The 14,874-nt window shown below is 60.4% G+C and carries 11 protein-coding genes; 4 read left to right on the top strand and 7 right to left on the bottom strand.

Features of this window, described 5'->3' with window-relative positions; translation table 11 throughout:
* Positions 1–172: 172 nt before the first annotated feature.
* The 4 genes from PCJ49_RS07930 to argB all read right to left on the bottom strand — a co-directional run bounded on the left by PCJ49_RS07930 (position 173) and on the right by argB (position 5,394).
* A complete protein-coding gene (locus tag PCJ49_RS07930) occupies positions 173–3,562 on the bottom strand; it encodes a VPA1262 family protein (protein ID WP_269910450.1) in 3,390 nt (1,129 codons plus the stop codon).
* A 102-nt stretch (positions 3,563–3,664) separates the two neighbouring features.
* A complete protein-coding gene (locus PCJ49_RS07925; protein WP_269910449.1) occupies positions 3,665–3,901 on the bottom strand; it encodes a hypothetical protein in 237 nt (78 codons plus the stop codon).
* Positions 3,902–3,979: 78 nt separating this feature from the next.
* Positions 3,980–4,450 (bottom strand): AAA family ATPase, encoded by a 471-nt coding sequence (locus tag PCJ49_RS07920; protein ID WP_269910448.1) that lies wholly within the window; start codon positions 4,448–4,450, stop codon positions 3,980–3,982.
* Between the two features lie 29 nt (positions 4,451–4,479).
* On the bottom strand, positions 4,480–5,394 hold the full coding sequence (gene argB / locus PCJ49_RS07915; protein ID WP_269910447.1) for an acetylglutamate kinase: 915 nt from the start codon (positions 5,392–5,394) through the stop codon (positions 4,480–4,482).
* 187 nt (positions 5,395–5,581) lie between these two features.
* Here argB and PCJ49_RS07910 point away from each other — a divergent pair, with 187 nt between their 5' ends.
* Positions 5,582–6,238 (top strand): glutathione S-transferase, encoded by a 657-nt coding sequence (locus PCJ49_RS07910; RefSeq protein WP_269910446.1) that lies wholly within the window; start codon positions 5,582–5,584, stop codon positions 6,236–6,238.
* A gap of 9 nt (positions 6,239–6,247) precedes the next feature.
* On the opposite strand, the gene PCJ49_RS07905 is transcribed toward PCJ49_RS07910, so the two are convergent.
* Positions 6,248–7,831 (bottom strand): hypothetical protein, encoded by a 1,584-nt coding sequence (locus tag PCJ49_RS07905; protein WP_269910445.1) that lies wholly within the window; start codon positions 7,829–7,831, stop codon positions 6,248–6,250.
* A gap of 436 nt (positions 7,832–8,267) precedes the next feature.
* On the opposite strand from PCJ49_RS07905, the gene PCJ49_RS07900 reads away from it, so the two are divergent.
* Positions 8,268–10,211: a methyl-accepting chemotaxis protein gene (locus PCJ49_RS07900; protein WP_269910444.1), complete on the top strand. Its 1,944-nt coding sequence runs from the start codon at positions 8,268–8,270 to the stop codon at positions 10,209–10,211.
* 109 nt (positions 10,212–10,320) lie between these two features.
* Here PCJ49_RS07900 and PCJ49_RS07895 read toward each other — a convergent pair whose 3' ends face one another.
* Together PCJ49_RS07895 and PCJ49_RS07890 are read right to left on the bottom strand one after the other, a co-directional pair.
* Positions 10,321–11,208, bottom strand: a complete 888-nt coding sequence (locus PCJ49_RS07895) for a hypothetical protein (protein WP_269910443.1) — start codon at positions 11,206–11,208, stop codon at positions 10,321–10,323.
* Positions 11,209–11,345: 137 nt separating this feature from the next.
* The gene (locus PCJ49_RS07890; RefSeq protein WP_269910442.1) at positions 11,346–12,203 is read right to left on the bottom strand and encodes a hypothetical protein; all 858 of its coding nucleotides are present in this window, start codon (positions 12,201–12,203) and stop codon (positions 11,346–11,348) included.
* Between the two features lie 191 nt (positions 12,204–12,394).
* Between PCJ49_RS07890 and PCJ49_RS07885 the strand changes: the two genes are divergently transcribed.
* Together PCJ49_RS07885 and PCJ49_RS07880 are read left to right on the top strand one after the other, a co-directional pair.
* Complete coding sequence (locus tag PCJ49_RS07885) at positions 12,395–13,633, top strand: MFS transporter (RefSeq protein WP_269910441.1); 1,239 nt, start codon at positions 12,395–12,397, stop codon at positions 13,631–13,633.
* Between the two features lie 69 nt (positions 13,634–13,702).
* Positions 13,703–14,824: an ROK family protein gene (locus tag PCJ49_RS07880; protein WP_269910440.1), complete on the top strand. Its 1,122-nt coding sequence runs from the start codon at positions 13,703–13,705 to the stop codon at positions 14,822–14,824.
* Positions 14,825–14,874 lie beyond the last annotated feature (50 nt).

Raw genomic sequence — 14,874 nt, 5'->3', positions numbered from 1 at the left:
GGCTGTGGGGGGGTGATTTGGGCGGAAGGCGGAAAGACGGCTATCTGATGCGAAACAGGTAATCCGGACTTTCCGTGGAATGGTGCTTAGGCAAAACCGGCTCAATGCGCTACGGTCCGCTTGCTTTCGGATAGAGACGCCAATAGCCAGCTCTCTATCCGAATATAGTTGATCACCTCCCACTGGCTTCCGCCAGGAGCCCCATGACTTGATCAAGGAATAGGGCGAGTTCACTCACCTTCCCGGAATTGTGCGATCGCCATTCATCCATCGACCTGACCATCGCAAGCTCGCTGGCGCTTTGCGATAGCTTATCCAGATCGCTGTCATCCATGTCGCGAATACGCAGATAATATTGCCCCCATCGAGCAAAAGTCAGGACCCACATCGAGACAACCAGCGCCTCGTTCCATTTGGTCCAGTCCGACGTGTTTGCGAGGGGCTGTTGGATGATTCGCCGTTGCCGCTTTAGGATAGCGTGCATTGACTTTAGGCTGGCTTGTTGTTGGGGGGGATTACTGTACGCGAAGAGGAGAGCGGCGATTGTGGTGGTCTGGCCCTCGCGCGCCCGATCAAAATGCCCAAGCATTTGGTCAAGTTCTGGATTCAACAAATCTACCACCTCATGAACCCAAATCTCACAGGCATCGTCGGTATTGGCGCGCTGATTCCGCAACAAAGGATAGACCACGTCCTGGAACAACCACGGTTCGGCCCAGCTCAGATAGCGCATATGCCCACGCATCGAGTCAACCAAGCGTTTCAGATCTTCTAGTGGAATGGTTTCTGGCAATGCCTCGTGCAGTGCCGTGACCAAGCTCCGATAGATTTCGGCTTTGTTCGGGTCTCTAGCCAGATGATGAACCATCCAACCCAAGGTGCGGACCTGCTCCGGATAGGAAAAGTTGGCGACTATCTGCAGCGCAGTGGCAAGCCCTTCTGGCTTCTCCAGCAGCATCACGATCGCATTCAATCCCATCCATTGAAGCAGGCCGTTGTTGCTCTGAATGAGTCTTGCACGCTGACCCTCGGTGATGTTGAACTGAACTGAGAGTGCAATCTCACTGACAATCTGACTCAATAAGGACAACCTTATGACGTCCGGAGCCTGTGGTTCGGACGGTAGTCCGGCTGCTTGGGCTTCAGTGATCGCTAGAAGAGTGTCTGGTGCGTACCACCACAAAAATCTGATGGCGAATAACTCAGACCAGCTTAATGCGGCATATTTTGCCGGACGGGAGAAATGATGCGGAGCGTAAGCGCTGGTGAGCAGGGTTTCTACCCGTGCCACAAACACCTTAGGCTCCGTTGTGGTCAGTCCTTTACTAAGATTGATAGGCGCAAGCCTGAACGATTTATTTAGAAACCGTCCAAGGAACTCCAGAAAATTATGATCAAATCCGGGTTCTGGGGACCTGAATTCATAACCGTTGGAATGCGCCAGGATCTGTCCGAGCACCTCCCAGTCTGCTGTGAAATCCAAGAAATTGCCTGCCCGTCGATCAAGATAATTTTGCAGGCCTTCCGTTTCGGGCAAGGTAAGCGACTCGCCGCTAAGTAGGTCAAGAGCCGCCATCCGTTCCTTCAGCAGATCACCGTTCAAGCCCCGCAGCGAAGACTCGTTCGTCCATACGCTCAACACGTCGCCGGCCTGGGGCATTTCGAGAAAACGCAGGGGCTCGTACAGCCGCGGCGTCTCCGACGCAGAGACCGAAGAGTCGAACAACAGACGAATGAGGGGCTTCTGTATCTCACCTTCAGGCTTCGCTTCTATGGATTCCTGCGCCTCGCGTGCTTCCCGCACCAATCCAGATTTGTATTCCTCGACCTTCAGTAACACATCTGCTGGTATCGGTGTGACCAACATGGGATAATTTTCAGCGGCATTCTGAAGCGAATTGGACAGGTTAAAGCCGGTGACAGGGAGACCATCCTCCTTTCCCGTGATCAGGATGTACCGGTCATGCAGCCGGCCGTTTTTCAGTCCGTAGATGCGCAGCTTGATGTGTTTCATTAGGTGACGATTGAGTTCGCAGCTCGTCACAAGATTATTGAATTGCTCAGGGGCAGTATCGCCAAATTCTCTAGATGGTGAGTTTTCTTCTGCTGCGCTATCTTCTTTGGTGGACTTGGGTAAGGAGCGAAAGACGATGTAATCGGCCTTCTCTGCGGCACAGAGGAGCACTAAATTCAAGCCAGAGACCTCAAAATAGGGGTCGAAAATGACCACTTGGTGAGCGGCGTACTTGGCCAGCAACGCTTTTAGCCATTCCACGAATTCCAGCCGCCCTTGGCCGCCGCTCGGGCCCCAGCGCAAGAAAAACTGCCCTTCTGACTTCTGCGGATGGAGCTTTGAAAAAAGGGAGACAAGATTGCGGTTTGCTGGAACCCAAGGATCCGCCTGACGTCCGCCTAACAGGCTTGAGGACCTGTGCATACCGTGATCGATCGTCAGGGCGGCCTTAACTCGATCTGCGTCGGAAGGCTTGGTTGTTTTTTCGAGCCAGTCGAATTTCACCGGGCTTACGCCATGCCCCACAGCAAGCAGTTGGAAGTTCATCTCTCGGAGGTGTCCGACCCGCCAGCGGCAGCAGAGCACACCCTCATTCATCTGCTCTCCAAGGAAACCGAAAACCTCCACTTCTGTGCTGTCACTCATGGCGCACAATTGGTCGCTCAGTTCGAATTTGTGCTCGAACACGCCTTCCTGATCAGGAGTCGCCGTTGCGATAGCCGAATAAATGGCCAAGCCGTTATTCGTCACCTTCAGGTGGAACTGGAAGCCGCTGTAGTGCGGTAGCTGCGTCGGATTGAAGCGGACAAGCCGGGCGAACGATGTTTCGGCCCAGCCTACGGCCAAAAGCGGTCGCTCAAAGTCATCCAAGGTTGGAAAAACTAACAACTCTAAATCACCGAAGCGGGCTATATCGGCGGCGCCAAAGTCTAAACCTGTTTCTGCATTCAGTTGGCTGACCACTGCCGCGGTTAATGCGATATTGTAGTCCTGTCCAAGGCGAAAAATGCCTTGCTTGTCGTACTGAGCAAGCGAAGCGCTGAACGCCCCAGCGTCGCCATGTGGACTTGAGGGCAAGCCCCGTTCATACGCATCACGGTTAATCAAGAAGGCAACCGGACGGAAGGCAAGTCCCTTGGCCGCAAGCGCGGTTTCCCCCAACCTTTCCCTTAAATTTTTGGATAAATCGAACTTCAATTCGTCGCTGATTGCTGCAATGGTTTTGCCGTCCCCGAGCCTCCGTAGGAGTTCCGCGCAGTGAACGCTCTTGACATACAGATTGAGGCGTATGAGCTGCGCTTCGACGTGTCCAAAGGTCTGGAACGCATCGTCATTGCTGGCAGACCAGCGATTATTCGCGTGCCTGTAGGGGAGCAGTCGCCCATAGACTAAGCGATTCTCGACCGATTGCTCGGACTTGATCTGCATGATCCACAGCTGAAGCGCACAGTCCCGAGAGTCTTGTGAAAACAATCGCCCTAATCGGCTGTCGTTGAGCAAGTCCTCCAAAACAGGAGCCCCTACCGTCAAAGGGTTGGTACTCTGCATTGTCGTTTTTCCCCTAAAAAGTGCAATATGACATTGCATAACCATCATTAAGTGTGGTGGCATATAACCCGAATGTCGGTAATGAACCTGAGCTGATATTTTCTATATGGCGCCCCCCGGCAGTTCCGCGGCGCTCCCAAGCGGGCGGTTCAGAATCGTCAGAACTTCCCTGGCGGCAAACAGCTTGTTGCGGCGATAGCCGGTGCGTTCGGTCAGGATGCCGGCATCTACCAGTTGGCAAATGGCGCGGGAGGCGGCGACGAAGCTGATGCCCAATTCAGCCACCATGGACCCGGTCAAGCTCTGGCGAACGGCGTAGCAGAGATTGTTGTGGTTCATGCATAAGGTTTAATAACGCTGCTGCCGGGGTTCCTTATTAAACCTTATCGGGGCTGGGTGTATACCCCTCCCCCCCCCTCACAATGCCATCGCATAGGCCGCCGCCAGTTCATCCAACGTCGGCGGGGCATAAAACCCGGTTGGGTCAACCGGCGGGCAGGGGTGGGAGGTGGTTTGTACCTGCACCCGCGCCCAGCGGTCAGCCAGCGGGCCGGCGGGCTGGTGGAAATGCAGGCTCGCGCCCTTGCCACGGGCACGGAACAGGGCGGCCTGTCGCTGGTGCAGCTGCAGGGGGCCGAGGTTCAGCACCACGGCATCACCCGCCGCCAGGGTGCTTTCCGCCACGGACCAGAGATGCGCCTCGCACTGGGCCGCCTTTGCGGCCAGCCAGGCGGGGTCCAGTGCTGCCGGTGCGGTTGGGGTGAACAGGGTGGCCATGGCCAGGTCACGGCACAGAAAAAGGGCCGGCAATTCCGCCGCCAGTTTTCTGGCATAGGCGGATTTGCCGGCCCCGGCGGGGCCATCGATCAGGTGCAGGCTGGCTGTCATGCCTGAAGCCACGGGCCTCCGTCAGGAAATTACTTCTTCCCGATCAGGGTGCCGGCCCCGCCTTCGGTGAAGATTTCCAGCAGAATGGCATGGGGAACGCGCCCGTCAAGAATAACGGCCCCCTCCACCCCGCCATCCACCGCATCGATACAGGTTTCCAGCTTGGGGATCATGCCGCCGAAGGCGGTGCCGTCGGCAATCGCAGCCTTGGCCGCCTCCAGCGACAGTTCCGTCACCAGATTCTTATCCTTGTCCAGGAAACCCGCCACATCGGTCAGCAGCAGCAGGCGCACCGCATGCATCGCGGCGGCGATGGCACCGGCGGCGGTGTCGGCATTGATATTATAGGTCTGGCCATCTTCCCCGATGCCGATCGGGGCGATCACCGGGATGAAGCCGGCATGGCGCAGCTTGTGCAGGATTTCCGGGTTGATGCGGAACGGCTCGCCCACAAAGCCCAGATCGACCACCTTTTCAATATTGCTGTCCGGGTCGCGCTTGGTGCGGGTGGCCTTGCGCGCCTCGATCAGGTCGTCATCCTTGCCCGACAGGCCGATGGCATCGCCGCCGGCATCATTGATCAGGGCGACGATCTCCTTGTTGATGGAGCCGGACAGCACCATCTCCGCGATCTCCATCGTCTCCTTGTCGGTGACGCGCAGCCCGTCGATGAATTCAGACTTGATCTGCAAGCGGTCCAGCATATTGCCGATCTGCGGCCCGCCGCCATGCACCACAATCGGGTAGGCACCCACCTGCTTCAGCAGCACAATGTCATTGGCGAAACGGCGCGAAAGCTCCGGGTTGCCCATGGCGTGGCCGCCATATTTCACCACGACGATCTTGCCATCGTAACGGCGCATATAGGGCAGGGCTTCCGACAGGGTCCGGGCCTTGTTCAGCCATTCCTCGCGGCTGATCGTCGTGGCGGCGGGTGCGGTCATCTCGTGCGGGCTCCGGTCTGTTGGAAGTGGGCCATGATGATGGGTAAACGGGCGAGTGTCTAACACCCGCAGGGGGTTGGGGCAATCCGCCAATCACCTTGTCACATTTCTCCCCCTTGCATGGCTGTTCGCTTTATGTTCCGATGCTGCATCGGCTGTTGGCGCGACAGGGTAGGGGGAGGATGCGATGACGGGGAAACCGCTTCTCTATGGGTGCGTCGGCTGTGGCTCCGCCGTGGTGGAGGCGGCGCTGATCCTACTCGGCGAAGATTACAATTATGTGGAGGTTGAGCCCTGGACGCCATCGCCGGCGCTGGATGATTTGCGCGCCCTGAACCCGCTGGGTCAGGTGCCCACCCTGCGCCTGCCCGATGGCACGGTGCTGACGGAGACAGTGGCCATCCTGCTCTGGCTGCTGGAACGCCATCCGGGCGCGCTGGCCCCGGCACCGGGTGACCCGCTGCGGCCGCTGTTCCTGCGCTGGCTGGTCTATCTGCCGGCCGCCATCTATCCCATGTATACGGTGGGCGATTTCTGTGATCGCTGGGTGACGGGGGAGGCGGCGCAGGCGGAACTGAAACAGGCCACCATCGACCGCACGCTGGCCTGTTGGGCCAATGTGGAGGCGGGTTTGGCACCCACCCCCGGCGGTTGGGTGCTGGGCACGCCGGATTGGACGGTGCTGGACCTCTATATCGCCATGTTGACGCGCTGGCGCCCAGGGCGGGAGGCAATCCGCGCCGTGGCGCCCGGCATCGTCGCCGTGGCGGAGAAGGTGGATGCCGATCCCCGCCTGCGCGACCTGTGGGATCGGCATTTCCCCGCCGATTATGATGATCCCTGACGCAGCGGTTCAGCCCTTGCCATTGGCGGAGCGCCAGGCCAGCACCGTCTGCTGGGCGATATCGGCCATGACGGGGATGGTGGCGAGATCGGCACCGGTCAGCATCGACCGGGCCACCAGGGCCATGTCGGTGGCGGAAACATTGTTCCAGTCCCCCTTGCCGGTGGCGGCGGTCCAGGCCAGCAGGCGGGCCCAATGGTCGCGCCGCTGTGGCAGCAATTGGGTCAGGATCAGGGTGCGCTGCTTCTCCACCCCCAGGCGTCGGCCGCGCAACAGATCATCCACCACCTGTTCATCCTCAAACCAGGACAGGGTGAGGGGGATGTCGTTCACCCACTCGGCAGAGCCGGCGAGGGCTTGTGCCACGATATCCGCCGGCTGTTCGGTGGGAAGCAGTGCTTCCAACAGGCTCTCGGTATCCCGGATGGCGGGGGCGGGCAAAGGCAGGGCCAGGGTTTCCAGCACCGACAGCAGGCTGAACGGGGGCGGGGTTTCGGCATTGGCCCCGACCGCCATGAAATGGCCCAGCGCCATGGTCAGATAATCGACATTGCTTTCCAGCAGACCCAGCTGTTCGTCGATCTGGTCCAGCATGGCGGTGGCGGCCTTGCGGGTCATTGCTTCACCGCACCAGGCATCGCGGATTCCAACCCCGTGCTTGAACAGCAGGGAGACGATGACATATTTGCGCCCCTGCTTCAGCAGGATGAACAGGCTCTGCGCCCCCGCCCCGTCAAAGCCAGAGGCGAACACCGCCTCCGGCACCACGCCGGGACCGCTGGGCGGGCATTCGATCCCCTTCAGCCGCGCGGCGCGGATGGTGGCATCCACCCCGGCCCGCAAGGCCTCCGGCAGCATGTTGCGCAGCAGGATCAGCCGGCGCAGACTGTTCGGCGGCAGCGCGCCCTTTTCCGCTGTCTGCTGCAACAGGCTGACCGCCTGCTGCCGGATGCCGGCATCCGGGTCCAGCAGCCAGGCCAGCGCCAGTTCCCGCAAGGGCGTGCTGTCCGGGTTGGTCAGCAGAACACCCCCCATGGCGCTGCGCGCCTCCACCGGGATGCCGGTGATCAGCGGGGCTATCTGTTCATAAGCGGTGAAGATATCGCCCTCAGCCTCCGCCAGCAGGCCGGTGAAGGCCTGGGCCAGGGCCTGGATCTGGTCCGCCGGATTTTCCGATATGGACGGGACGGCAGGGGCCATGCCCTGCATCTCCCCCGTCAGATCGATTTCCAGGTCGAAACCGGTGCTCTCGGCGGTGCGCAGCAGTTCCAGCGCGAATTCCGGGCCGGCCAGCCCTTCCTCCAGCATTTGCCGGACCTGATCACGCAGATGGCGCGCGGGTTTGGCGCCCTTCTTGCCCCGTTGGGCCAGGATCATCATCACATCGCCCAGCAGGTGGCTGCACAGGGCGAGAAGTTTCCGGTTAGGCTTTGGCTTTTCAAACTCATCGCTGAAGAGGAACAGCAGTTCCTCCAGCAATTCCGGCACCTCCAGCAGCTGCTCGGACAAGCCGGGCGGCACGGGGGACAGGGTGCCCACGGTCATCTGCCGGGCAATCTTTTTCAACAGGGCGGTCAGCGTCATGGCGGGCATGGGCGGCGGCTTTCCTGATCGGCGCGAGGGCTGGTGCCGACCATAAGGGCGCCGCCATGCTGACGCAACCCGCTTGCCGGCTGCGGCCGCGGGCACGCCTTCGGCCGGATCATCGGGGGATGATAAATTGTTAAGTGACAAAAACAATATCGTGGGCAGTCTTTATAAGAAAACATGGAAACACCAAAAGTTATGATCATCAGCATAGATAGTAAATTCGACTGTCCTGTCCGATATTTCATGGTGTGCGGTTAAATTTTGCCCCGGCTGCCGTGGGGCTTGTCGGTGTCAGTCATGGGCGTAGGGGGGGACTGAAATGAGCTTGATGGATCGTTTGCGGAAGGGCCCGGCGGCCGAGGCTGTTACCCGTCAGAATCAGCCGGTTTCCCCCTCTGTGATGCCCCCTGTTCCGGTGTCGGCCCCTGTCCCGGCTGAGATGGTGCGCACGCTTCGCACCCGTTCCACCGCCTTGTCGGCGGATGATCTTGCGGCATTGCAGTTCGATGGCAAGGCCCCCGCCCTGGTGCTGGGCTTTGTTTCCCCGCATCTGGATTTCCGCAGCATCGCCGAGCGGGTTCGCCGTGCTGTTGCGGCCGAAACCAAGCTGATCCTGATGACGACGGCGGGGGAACTCTGCTCCCAGGGCGGCCGGCTTTACAGTCCGGCCGACGGCGCCTGGGATGGTATCGTGCTGCAATCCTTCGCCAGTGATCTGCTGGCGGCGGTGGATGTGCGCGCGGTGCCGCTGCACTGCCAGGATATAAGGTCGGGCAAGCCGACGCTGAACCAGGATCAGCGGGTGGCGGCCATCGCGGCCGACCTGTCCGCCATTACCCCGCCCTTTGTGCTGGACAGCCGGGACAGTCTGGCGTTGACCTTCATCGATGGGCTGTCAGCCAGCGAGAATTACCTGATGGAGGCAGTCTATCAGACCAGCCGCTTCCCCGTTCTGTTCCTGGGCGGTTCTGCCGGGGGCAAGCTGGATTTCCAGCATACCTGGCTTTATGACGGCAGCCGCGTGCTGGAAAACCATGCCGTCATCGCCTTTCTGAAACTGGCGCCGGGCAAGCGGTATGGCGTGTTCAAGACGCAGAATTTCCGCCGCACCGGCATTTCCTTCTCGGTGCTGGATGCCGACCCGGTCGGTCGGACCGTCAGCAGCGTGATTGATGGTAACAGCTTGGCGGTGCAGAGTTTTGCCGATGCGTTGTGCGGCGCGTTGAAATGCCGTCCGGCCGAACTGTCTGCCAAACTTTCCCGCTATACGTTCGCCATCGAACTGGATGGCGAACTGTTCGTCCGCTCCGTCTCCGGTTTTGAAGAAGCGACCGGCAAGGCGCATTTTTACTGTGATGTCAGTCCTGGCGATCAGTTGCATCTGGTGGAAGGCACTGATTTTGTCGGTCAGACGGAGCAGGATTTCCGCTCATTCCTGCGTGGCAAGCCCAAGCCGCTGGGCGGCATCCTGAATGACTGTATCCTGCGGCGGCTGAACAATGCCGGTGCCCTGGGGCAGGTGCGGGCGTTTGATGAGGTGACAGTGGCGGGCTTTTCCACCTTTGGGGAATTGCTGGGGATCAATATCAATCAAACCCTTTCGGCCGTCTTTTTCTTCGACAATGAGAAGGGTGATTTCCATGATGATATTGCTGACCGTTTCCCCATCCATTATGCCCGCTTCAAATCCTATTTCACTGAAACGCGGCTGAACCGGCTGTCTCTGCTGAACCGCATTCGCCAGAAGCTGATTCATAATCTGATTGGTCAGGTGGAGGCGATCACCGCCTTGAGCGGGCTGATGGATAAGATGACGGCCTATGCCGACCATGTGGATGGCTGCATGTCGGCCATCCAGACCGGCCTGCATGGCCATGCCGCCACCTTTCAGGGGCAGGAAAAGCGCAAGGCGGAGATGGAGGGGGAATTCGCCCGACTGGGGGAGGTGCTGCTGAATGTCGAAGGCGTGCTGCGGGTGATTGATGGGATTGCCGGCCAGACCAACCTGCTGGCCCTGAATGCCACCATCGAAGCGGCGCGGGCAGGGGAGGCCGGCAAGGGCTTTGCCGTGGTGGCGGCCGAGGTGCGCAAACTGGCCAATGATACCAAGGCGACGCTGGGCAATACCCAGGCGGCGATCAGCGATATCCATCATTCCGTGGGTGCGCTGGGTGCGCGTATTACCGAGACCGGCAGCACGCTGGACCAGATCGCCGGCAGCAATGTCAGCCTGTTGAACAATGTGGATCAGGTGATGCGTCAGGTGGATGCTGTGAAGCGCAATGTTGCCGAGGCGATTGGCAGCGTGCAGGCGCAAACCGGCATGTTGCAGCAGAACCGCCATTATATTGAGCAGTTGAAAATCCTGGACGCGATGGGGTGACGTTCCCCCTAGAGCCGCGAGCGTTTAAACGGAAACGCACCCGGCTTTAGGTCCTTGTTCTGCGAGCGGATAAACGCTCCAAAGCGATTTCGCTTATCCGCGATCCGTTCTACCGTCCGCCGCCCGGTGCGGCGGCCTGGGCGAGGCGCAGCAATCCAGCGGCCAGCCCCATGGCCTTTTCGGGCGACAGGGCCGCACCGTGATAGGCCTCCACCATGAAGGCTGGCCCGGTTCGATCCGATGCCCCTGGCAGGCTATAGCCATAGCGGCTGACAGGCTTGTCGTGCCAGGTTTGGCCCTCCCCGCTGTTCGCCTGCATGAACTTGCCGAACAGGCCGGTCAGCATGGTGTCGTTCAGCTTCACTGCCTTGGCCGAATTATCCAGCATATCCAGCAGACTGGCCACTGCGGTGGGGGGATGTTGCGCCGCCAGACCTTTCCACTGCGCCGGATCAATCATGATATGCTGCTCCCCGCCACCTTCCTCGGCGGGAAGCAAGAGGGTGATCACGCCAACGTCGGTGTCGTTCTTCGCAGCGTTCTCAGAAAGGGGGGAGGCTGATTTTCCGTTGGCTGCCTCTTCCAGTAACAGGCTGCGCGGCTTTTCCGGCGGCAGAATGCCGTGGGCCGCTGCCGCCTGCCGCACGATATCATTGGCAGAGCCGCTGAGGCTGACAACCCGTGCCGGCTTGCCGGCCGTGCCCAACATCTCGTTCGCAAAGTCGAACAGCCGCCGATGATAGGCGGCCAGTGACTCATGATATTCCGCAACTTCCATGTGGTTATAGTCAGCCATCCATTCCATGCCCGGAACCAGGGCCAGATTGACCGGCTTCATCCCTAGATCGCCATAGCGGGAGACGGGAATAGGCGTCGACTTTATCCCGGCCGATATCTCTTCACCGGCGCCGGGCAGGGCAAAGCCGTTGCTATCCTTGTCGCGCAGGCTGGTGCGCTCGCTGGGGGATGGGGTGGTGCTGATTGCGGAAACCGACATGGTGTGACACTCCCCCACTGGGGATGGTTGACGGGTATTCGGTTCCGGGCTGTTCCAGCCATTATGTATATGATAATGGGTTTAAGCCAAAAAAGCGAGTCTTCAATGGTGTGTCCACCCAATGGGGCATCTGTTGCTCAGCGGGCTTTCCCCATCCCTATCCAGTCGCTGATGTCGAAATAGACCAACACCTTCTGCTGGTGCTCATTCACCAGGGTCAGCACATCATAGTGCTTTCCCTCTTGCTCGATCAGGGCCTGGCTTTGCCGTTTCCAGCCGGGGAACAGAGGGCCGATGGTGCGGTATTCCAGCGGCACCCCTTCGTCGCTGCTGGCGATTCTGCCCTTGAAGCGGATGGCGCTGGCAAAATCATCGCCGGTGCCGCTGCCGGCGGGGATAACGCCATCTTCCCGCATCGCCGCCAATTGCTGTTCATAGGCGCGGCGCGCATTGGCCTGTCCGGCCCGCCGGGCGATGTTGAACCAATAGGGGGCTTGTCGCAGGCTGGATTCCCCGGCTGCCGGCAACAGGCTGGGGGCGGGGGTGAAGCCGCTGGCGACCAGCCCCAGCAGGAAGGCTGCATCCGGATGGCCCTGCTGGGCCAGCGGCAATATCAGCTGGGCTGCCTTTTGCGGATCGCCCCGGCCTTCCCGGCTGGTCAGATGGACCAGTCCCAGCCGATAGCGGCCGGTCGGGCTGCCCAGATCGGCCGCCTGCTGGAACAGGGCGAAGGCCCGGCCTTCATCCACCGGTATCTCTTCCCCCCGCAGATATTTCCGGCCCTCCGCCACCAGGGCGACCGCAGCGGGCGGCTCCGCCGGCAGGGTAAGGGGGCCGCTTTCCGGCACCTGGGCGATCAGAGCGGGGGCCATGGTCTGGGGGGTGGGGGGCGTGGCTGCCGCCTGCGGGCCTGTTACGGGCGGCTGGCTGGCGCAGGCCCCCAGCAACAGGCAACCCAGCAAAGCGGGGAGGGGAAGCAGGCGGCACCGACGCATGGATCATCCCAACTGATGGCTCAATCGTGAATGATCTGGCGGCAGGTTGCTGATGTCAAACAGCCATTGGGGTGGGTGCCTTTGGTATCAGGGTCACATCCCTATCATGATTTTATGATAGGAAGGCGGCTGTACCATAGCGGTGTTCCTTGTCGGTTTCGGGGGATTCTGCCTTTGGCGGAGGGGCCGTTTTGGTTGTTCAGTCCGTGCTGTACGCCTCCGGAAATGCCGGCAAGGTGATCGTCCTGTCGGTGTTTGATGTCATCCTGCTCTTCTATCTGACCATGGTGGCGGGGCTGTCCCTGGTGGATGCCGGCATCATCCTGCTGGTGGCGGCGGTTCTGGACGCTGTGGGCGATACCCTGGTCAGCTTTCAAGTGGATCGATCATCGCGCGATGATCTCTTGCGTTGGCTGCTCTATCTCGGGGCGCCGCTTTGCGGCCTGTCTTTCATCGGGATTTTCCAGCTTGCCCCTGGCTGGCCCATGCTGACGGCCCTGTTCTGCTGGCTATGCCGGATTGGCTTCACATTGTGCGATGTGGCCCATAATGCGCTGCTGGTGAACCTTTCCCCCAAAGAACGGCAGGCCACCACCATCACCAGTTTACGCCTGCTGTTCAGCGCCAGCGGGACGATCGCCACCGGACTGGCTTTCAAGATGGCGGTTTCCATGCCGGATGAAGCGGCGCGCCAAGCGGCCTTCCAGAATATCGCCTGGGCGGGCGGGGCAATTTACATCAGCAGTTTGTTGGTGGCGACGCGCCTGCGCAACAATTGCCTGATGCATCGGGAGGCGCTGGTCAGGTCGGATGTGCGGTCCTTGTTGCGATCATTGTTCGGGAATCTTCTGTTCCGGCGCGTCTGTGTACTGGTCATTTTGCAAGCGGGTGTAACCGGCCTGTTCATGAAGGGGCTGCCTTACATTGGTCGTTCCCTGTTTGATGATCCCGCCTGGGCAGGCCTGGCCATGCTGTTACTTTCCATCGGCCAGATCGCCATGCTGGGGCTGTTTTTGGTGCTGGGGCACAGAATGCCCGCCACGGCAACCGTGATGCGGGCCGCCCATGCGCTGATGGCGGTGGCGTTGCCGCTGTTATTGGCGACGGCCTTGCTGGCGCCGGTGCTGGCCTTTCCGGTCCTGTTGCTCATCGGTGCCGCGCAAGGCAGCATGACCATGGCGCTATGGGCCCGGCTGGCCCTGGTGATCCGGCATGAGATCGGCCCGACAGCGGCGCTGCACGCCTTTCCCATCGGGGTGTTCCTGGCGGTGCTGAAAATATCGGCTGGTGCGGGCAATGGCCTGCTGGCCCTGGCATTGGCTGGCGGGGTTGACAGCGGCCTGTCGGAAGCGACGATCAGCATCGGCATTGCCATGCTGGCGCCGCTGCTTTCCAGCCTGGCCTGTTGGCGGCTGGCTCGCCGCTTCTGAACGTTGCCACGGTCGAAATCCACGCGGATTTTCTATATATTTCACTAATGTAAATTAAAGGGGAGATCCATGTTCGGTGGACGGCAACGGGGATTGTCCCTGTCGGAACTGCAAAAGCGGATGATCTGGCACTTGCGTGTCTATGGCCCGACGGCGCGGTCCCAGCTGGCCGCTGCCCTGGGGCAGAGCAATGCCGCCATCACCCGCTTTTCCCGCGAGCTGATCAATCTCGGCCTGATCCGTGAGGAAGAGGGGCTGAACGCCAGGATCAAGGGGCGACCCATGGTCCCGCTGGGCATTTCCGGCGATGGCGCCTTTGCGGCGGGGGCCACCTACCATCCGGGCTGGCTGGAGGTGATGCTGGTGGATTTCGCCGGCACCGTGCTGGCCCAGGACAGTCTTCCCTTTGAAAGCAAAAGCCCGCGCGATTTTGCCCTGGCCGTGGATGAACGGTTGACCGTGCTGGCGGCCCGGCTGGGTCTGACGCAACGCCGGTTTCTGGGGCTGGGCGTGGCCGTGCCGGGCTATCTGGTGGGGGCGGAGGAACGGCGCGCTGTGGTGCCCTGGCTGGGGGGCTGGCGCAATCAGCCGCTGATACCGCTGTTCAGCGATATCCTGGATATGCCGATCTGGATCGAGAATGACGCCACCGCCGCCGCCCTTGCTGAATATTACCAGGAACGCATCTTACGCAACCATCGAACCATCCTTATGCTTTTTCTGGGGCATGGGCTGGGCGGCGGCATCGTTGCGGAGCGTGAGCTTTATCGCGGTGAATATGGCAATGCCGGGGAAATCGGTCGGCTATTCCCTCTCAGCCCGCAACGGCCTTCCGGCATTGATCTCATCGGCACCCTGCGTGGCCACGGGATTGCGATCAAGGATTTGAGCGGGCTGCAATCGCTGCTGCTTCTGCACCCCGCCCTGTTTGAACAATGGATGGATCGGGTGGCGCGGCAGCTTGCGCCGGTGGTCGCTGGCGGCACGGCATGGCTTGATCCCGGGGCCATCGTGATTTCCGGGGCTTTGCCGCCGGCACTGCCGGCGGGCATCGCCGCGCGCCTGCAGGACTGGGAAAGGAATGATTATGCCGCCCCGCGCCCACAGATCATCGCCTCTGAGCTGTGCAGTTCCGCCGTCTGTCTCGGGGCTGGGCTGGTGCCGATCCATGCCCAGACCAGCCGGCGGTGACGGGGTCTGAGAGATAGCGCAGCGACACCGATTTATTTTCTAATAAATAA

This window comes from Niveispirillum sp. BGYR6 (assembly GCF_027568365.1).
In the GTDB taxonomy this organism is placed as follows: Bacteria; Pseudomonadota; Alphaproteobacteria; order Azospirillales; family Azospirillaceae; genus Niveispirillum.
The sequence above is the reverse complement of the archived record's forward strand: the minus strand, read 5'-3'. Positions and strand labels throughout refer to the sequence as shown.

Excerpts from the sequence above, each read along its gene's own strand:
- PCJ49_RS07930 (WP_269910450.1), bottom strand. The coding sequence starts at position 3,562 with ATGCAGAGTACCAACCCTTTGACGGTAGGGGCTCCTGTTTTGGAGGAC.
- PCJ49_RS07895 (WP_269910443.1), bottom strand. The coding sequence starts at position 11,208 with ATGTCGGTTTCCGCAATCAGCACCACCCCATCCCCCAGCGAGCGCACC.
- PCJ49_RS07910 (WP_269910446.1), top strand. The coding sequence starts at position 5,582 with ATGACGGGGAAACCGCTTCTCTATGGGTGCGTCGGCTGTGGCTCCGCC.
- PCJ49_RS07925 (WP_269910449.1), bottom strand. The coding sequence starts at position 3,901 with ATGAACCACAACAATCTCTGCTACGCCGTTCGCCAGAGCTTGACCGGG.
- PCJ49_RS07920 (WP_269910448.1), bottom strand. The coding sequence starts at position 4,450 with ATGACAGCCAGCCTGCACCTGATCGATGGCCCCGCCGGGGCCGGCAAA.
- argB (WP_269910447.1), bottom strand. The coding sequence starts at position 5,394 with ATGACCGCACCCGCCGCCACGACGATCAGCCGCGAGGAATGGCTGAAC.
- PCJ49_RS07890 (WP_269910442.1), bottom strand. The coding sequence starts at position 12,203 with ATGCGTCGGTGCCGCCTGCTTCCCCTCCCCGCTTTGCTGGGTTGCCTG.
- PCJ49_RS07905 (WP_269910445.1), bottom strand. The coding sequence starts at position 7,831 with ATGCCCGCCATGACGCTGACCGCCCTGTTGAAAAAGATTGCCCGGCAG.
- PCJ49_RS07880 (WP_269910440.1), top strand. The coding sequence starts at position 13,703 with ATGTTCGGTGGACGGCAACGGGGATTGTCCCTGTCGGAACTGCAAAAG.
- PCJ49_RS07900 (WP_269910444.1), top strand. The coding sequence starts at position 8,268 with ATGGTGCGCACGCTTCGCACCCGTTCCACCGCCTTGTCGGCGGATGAT.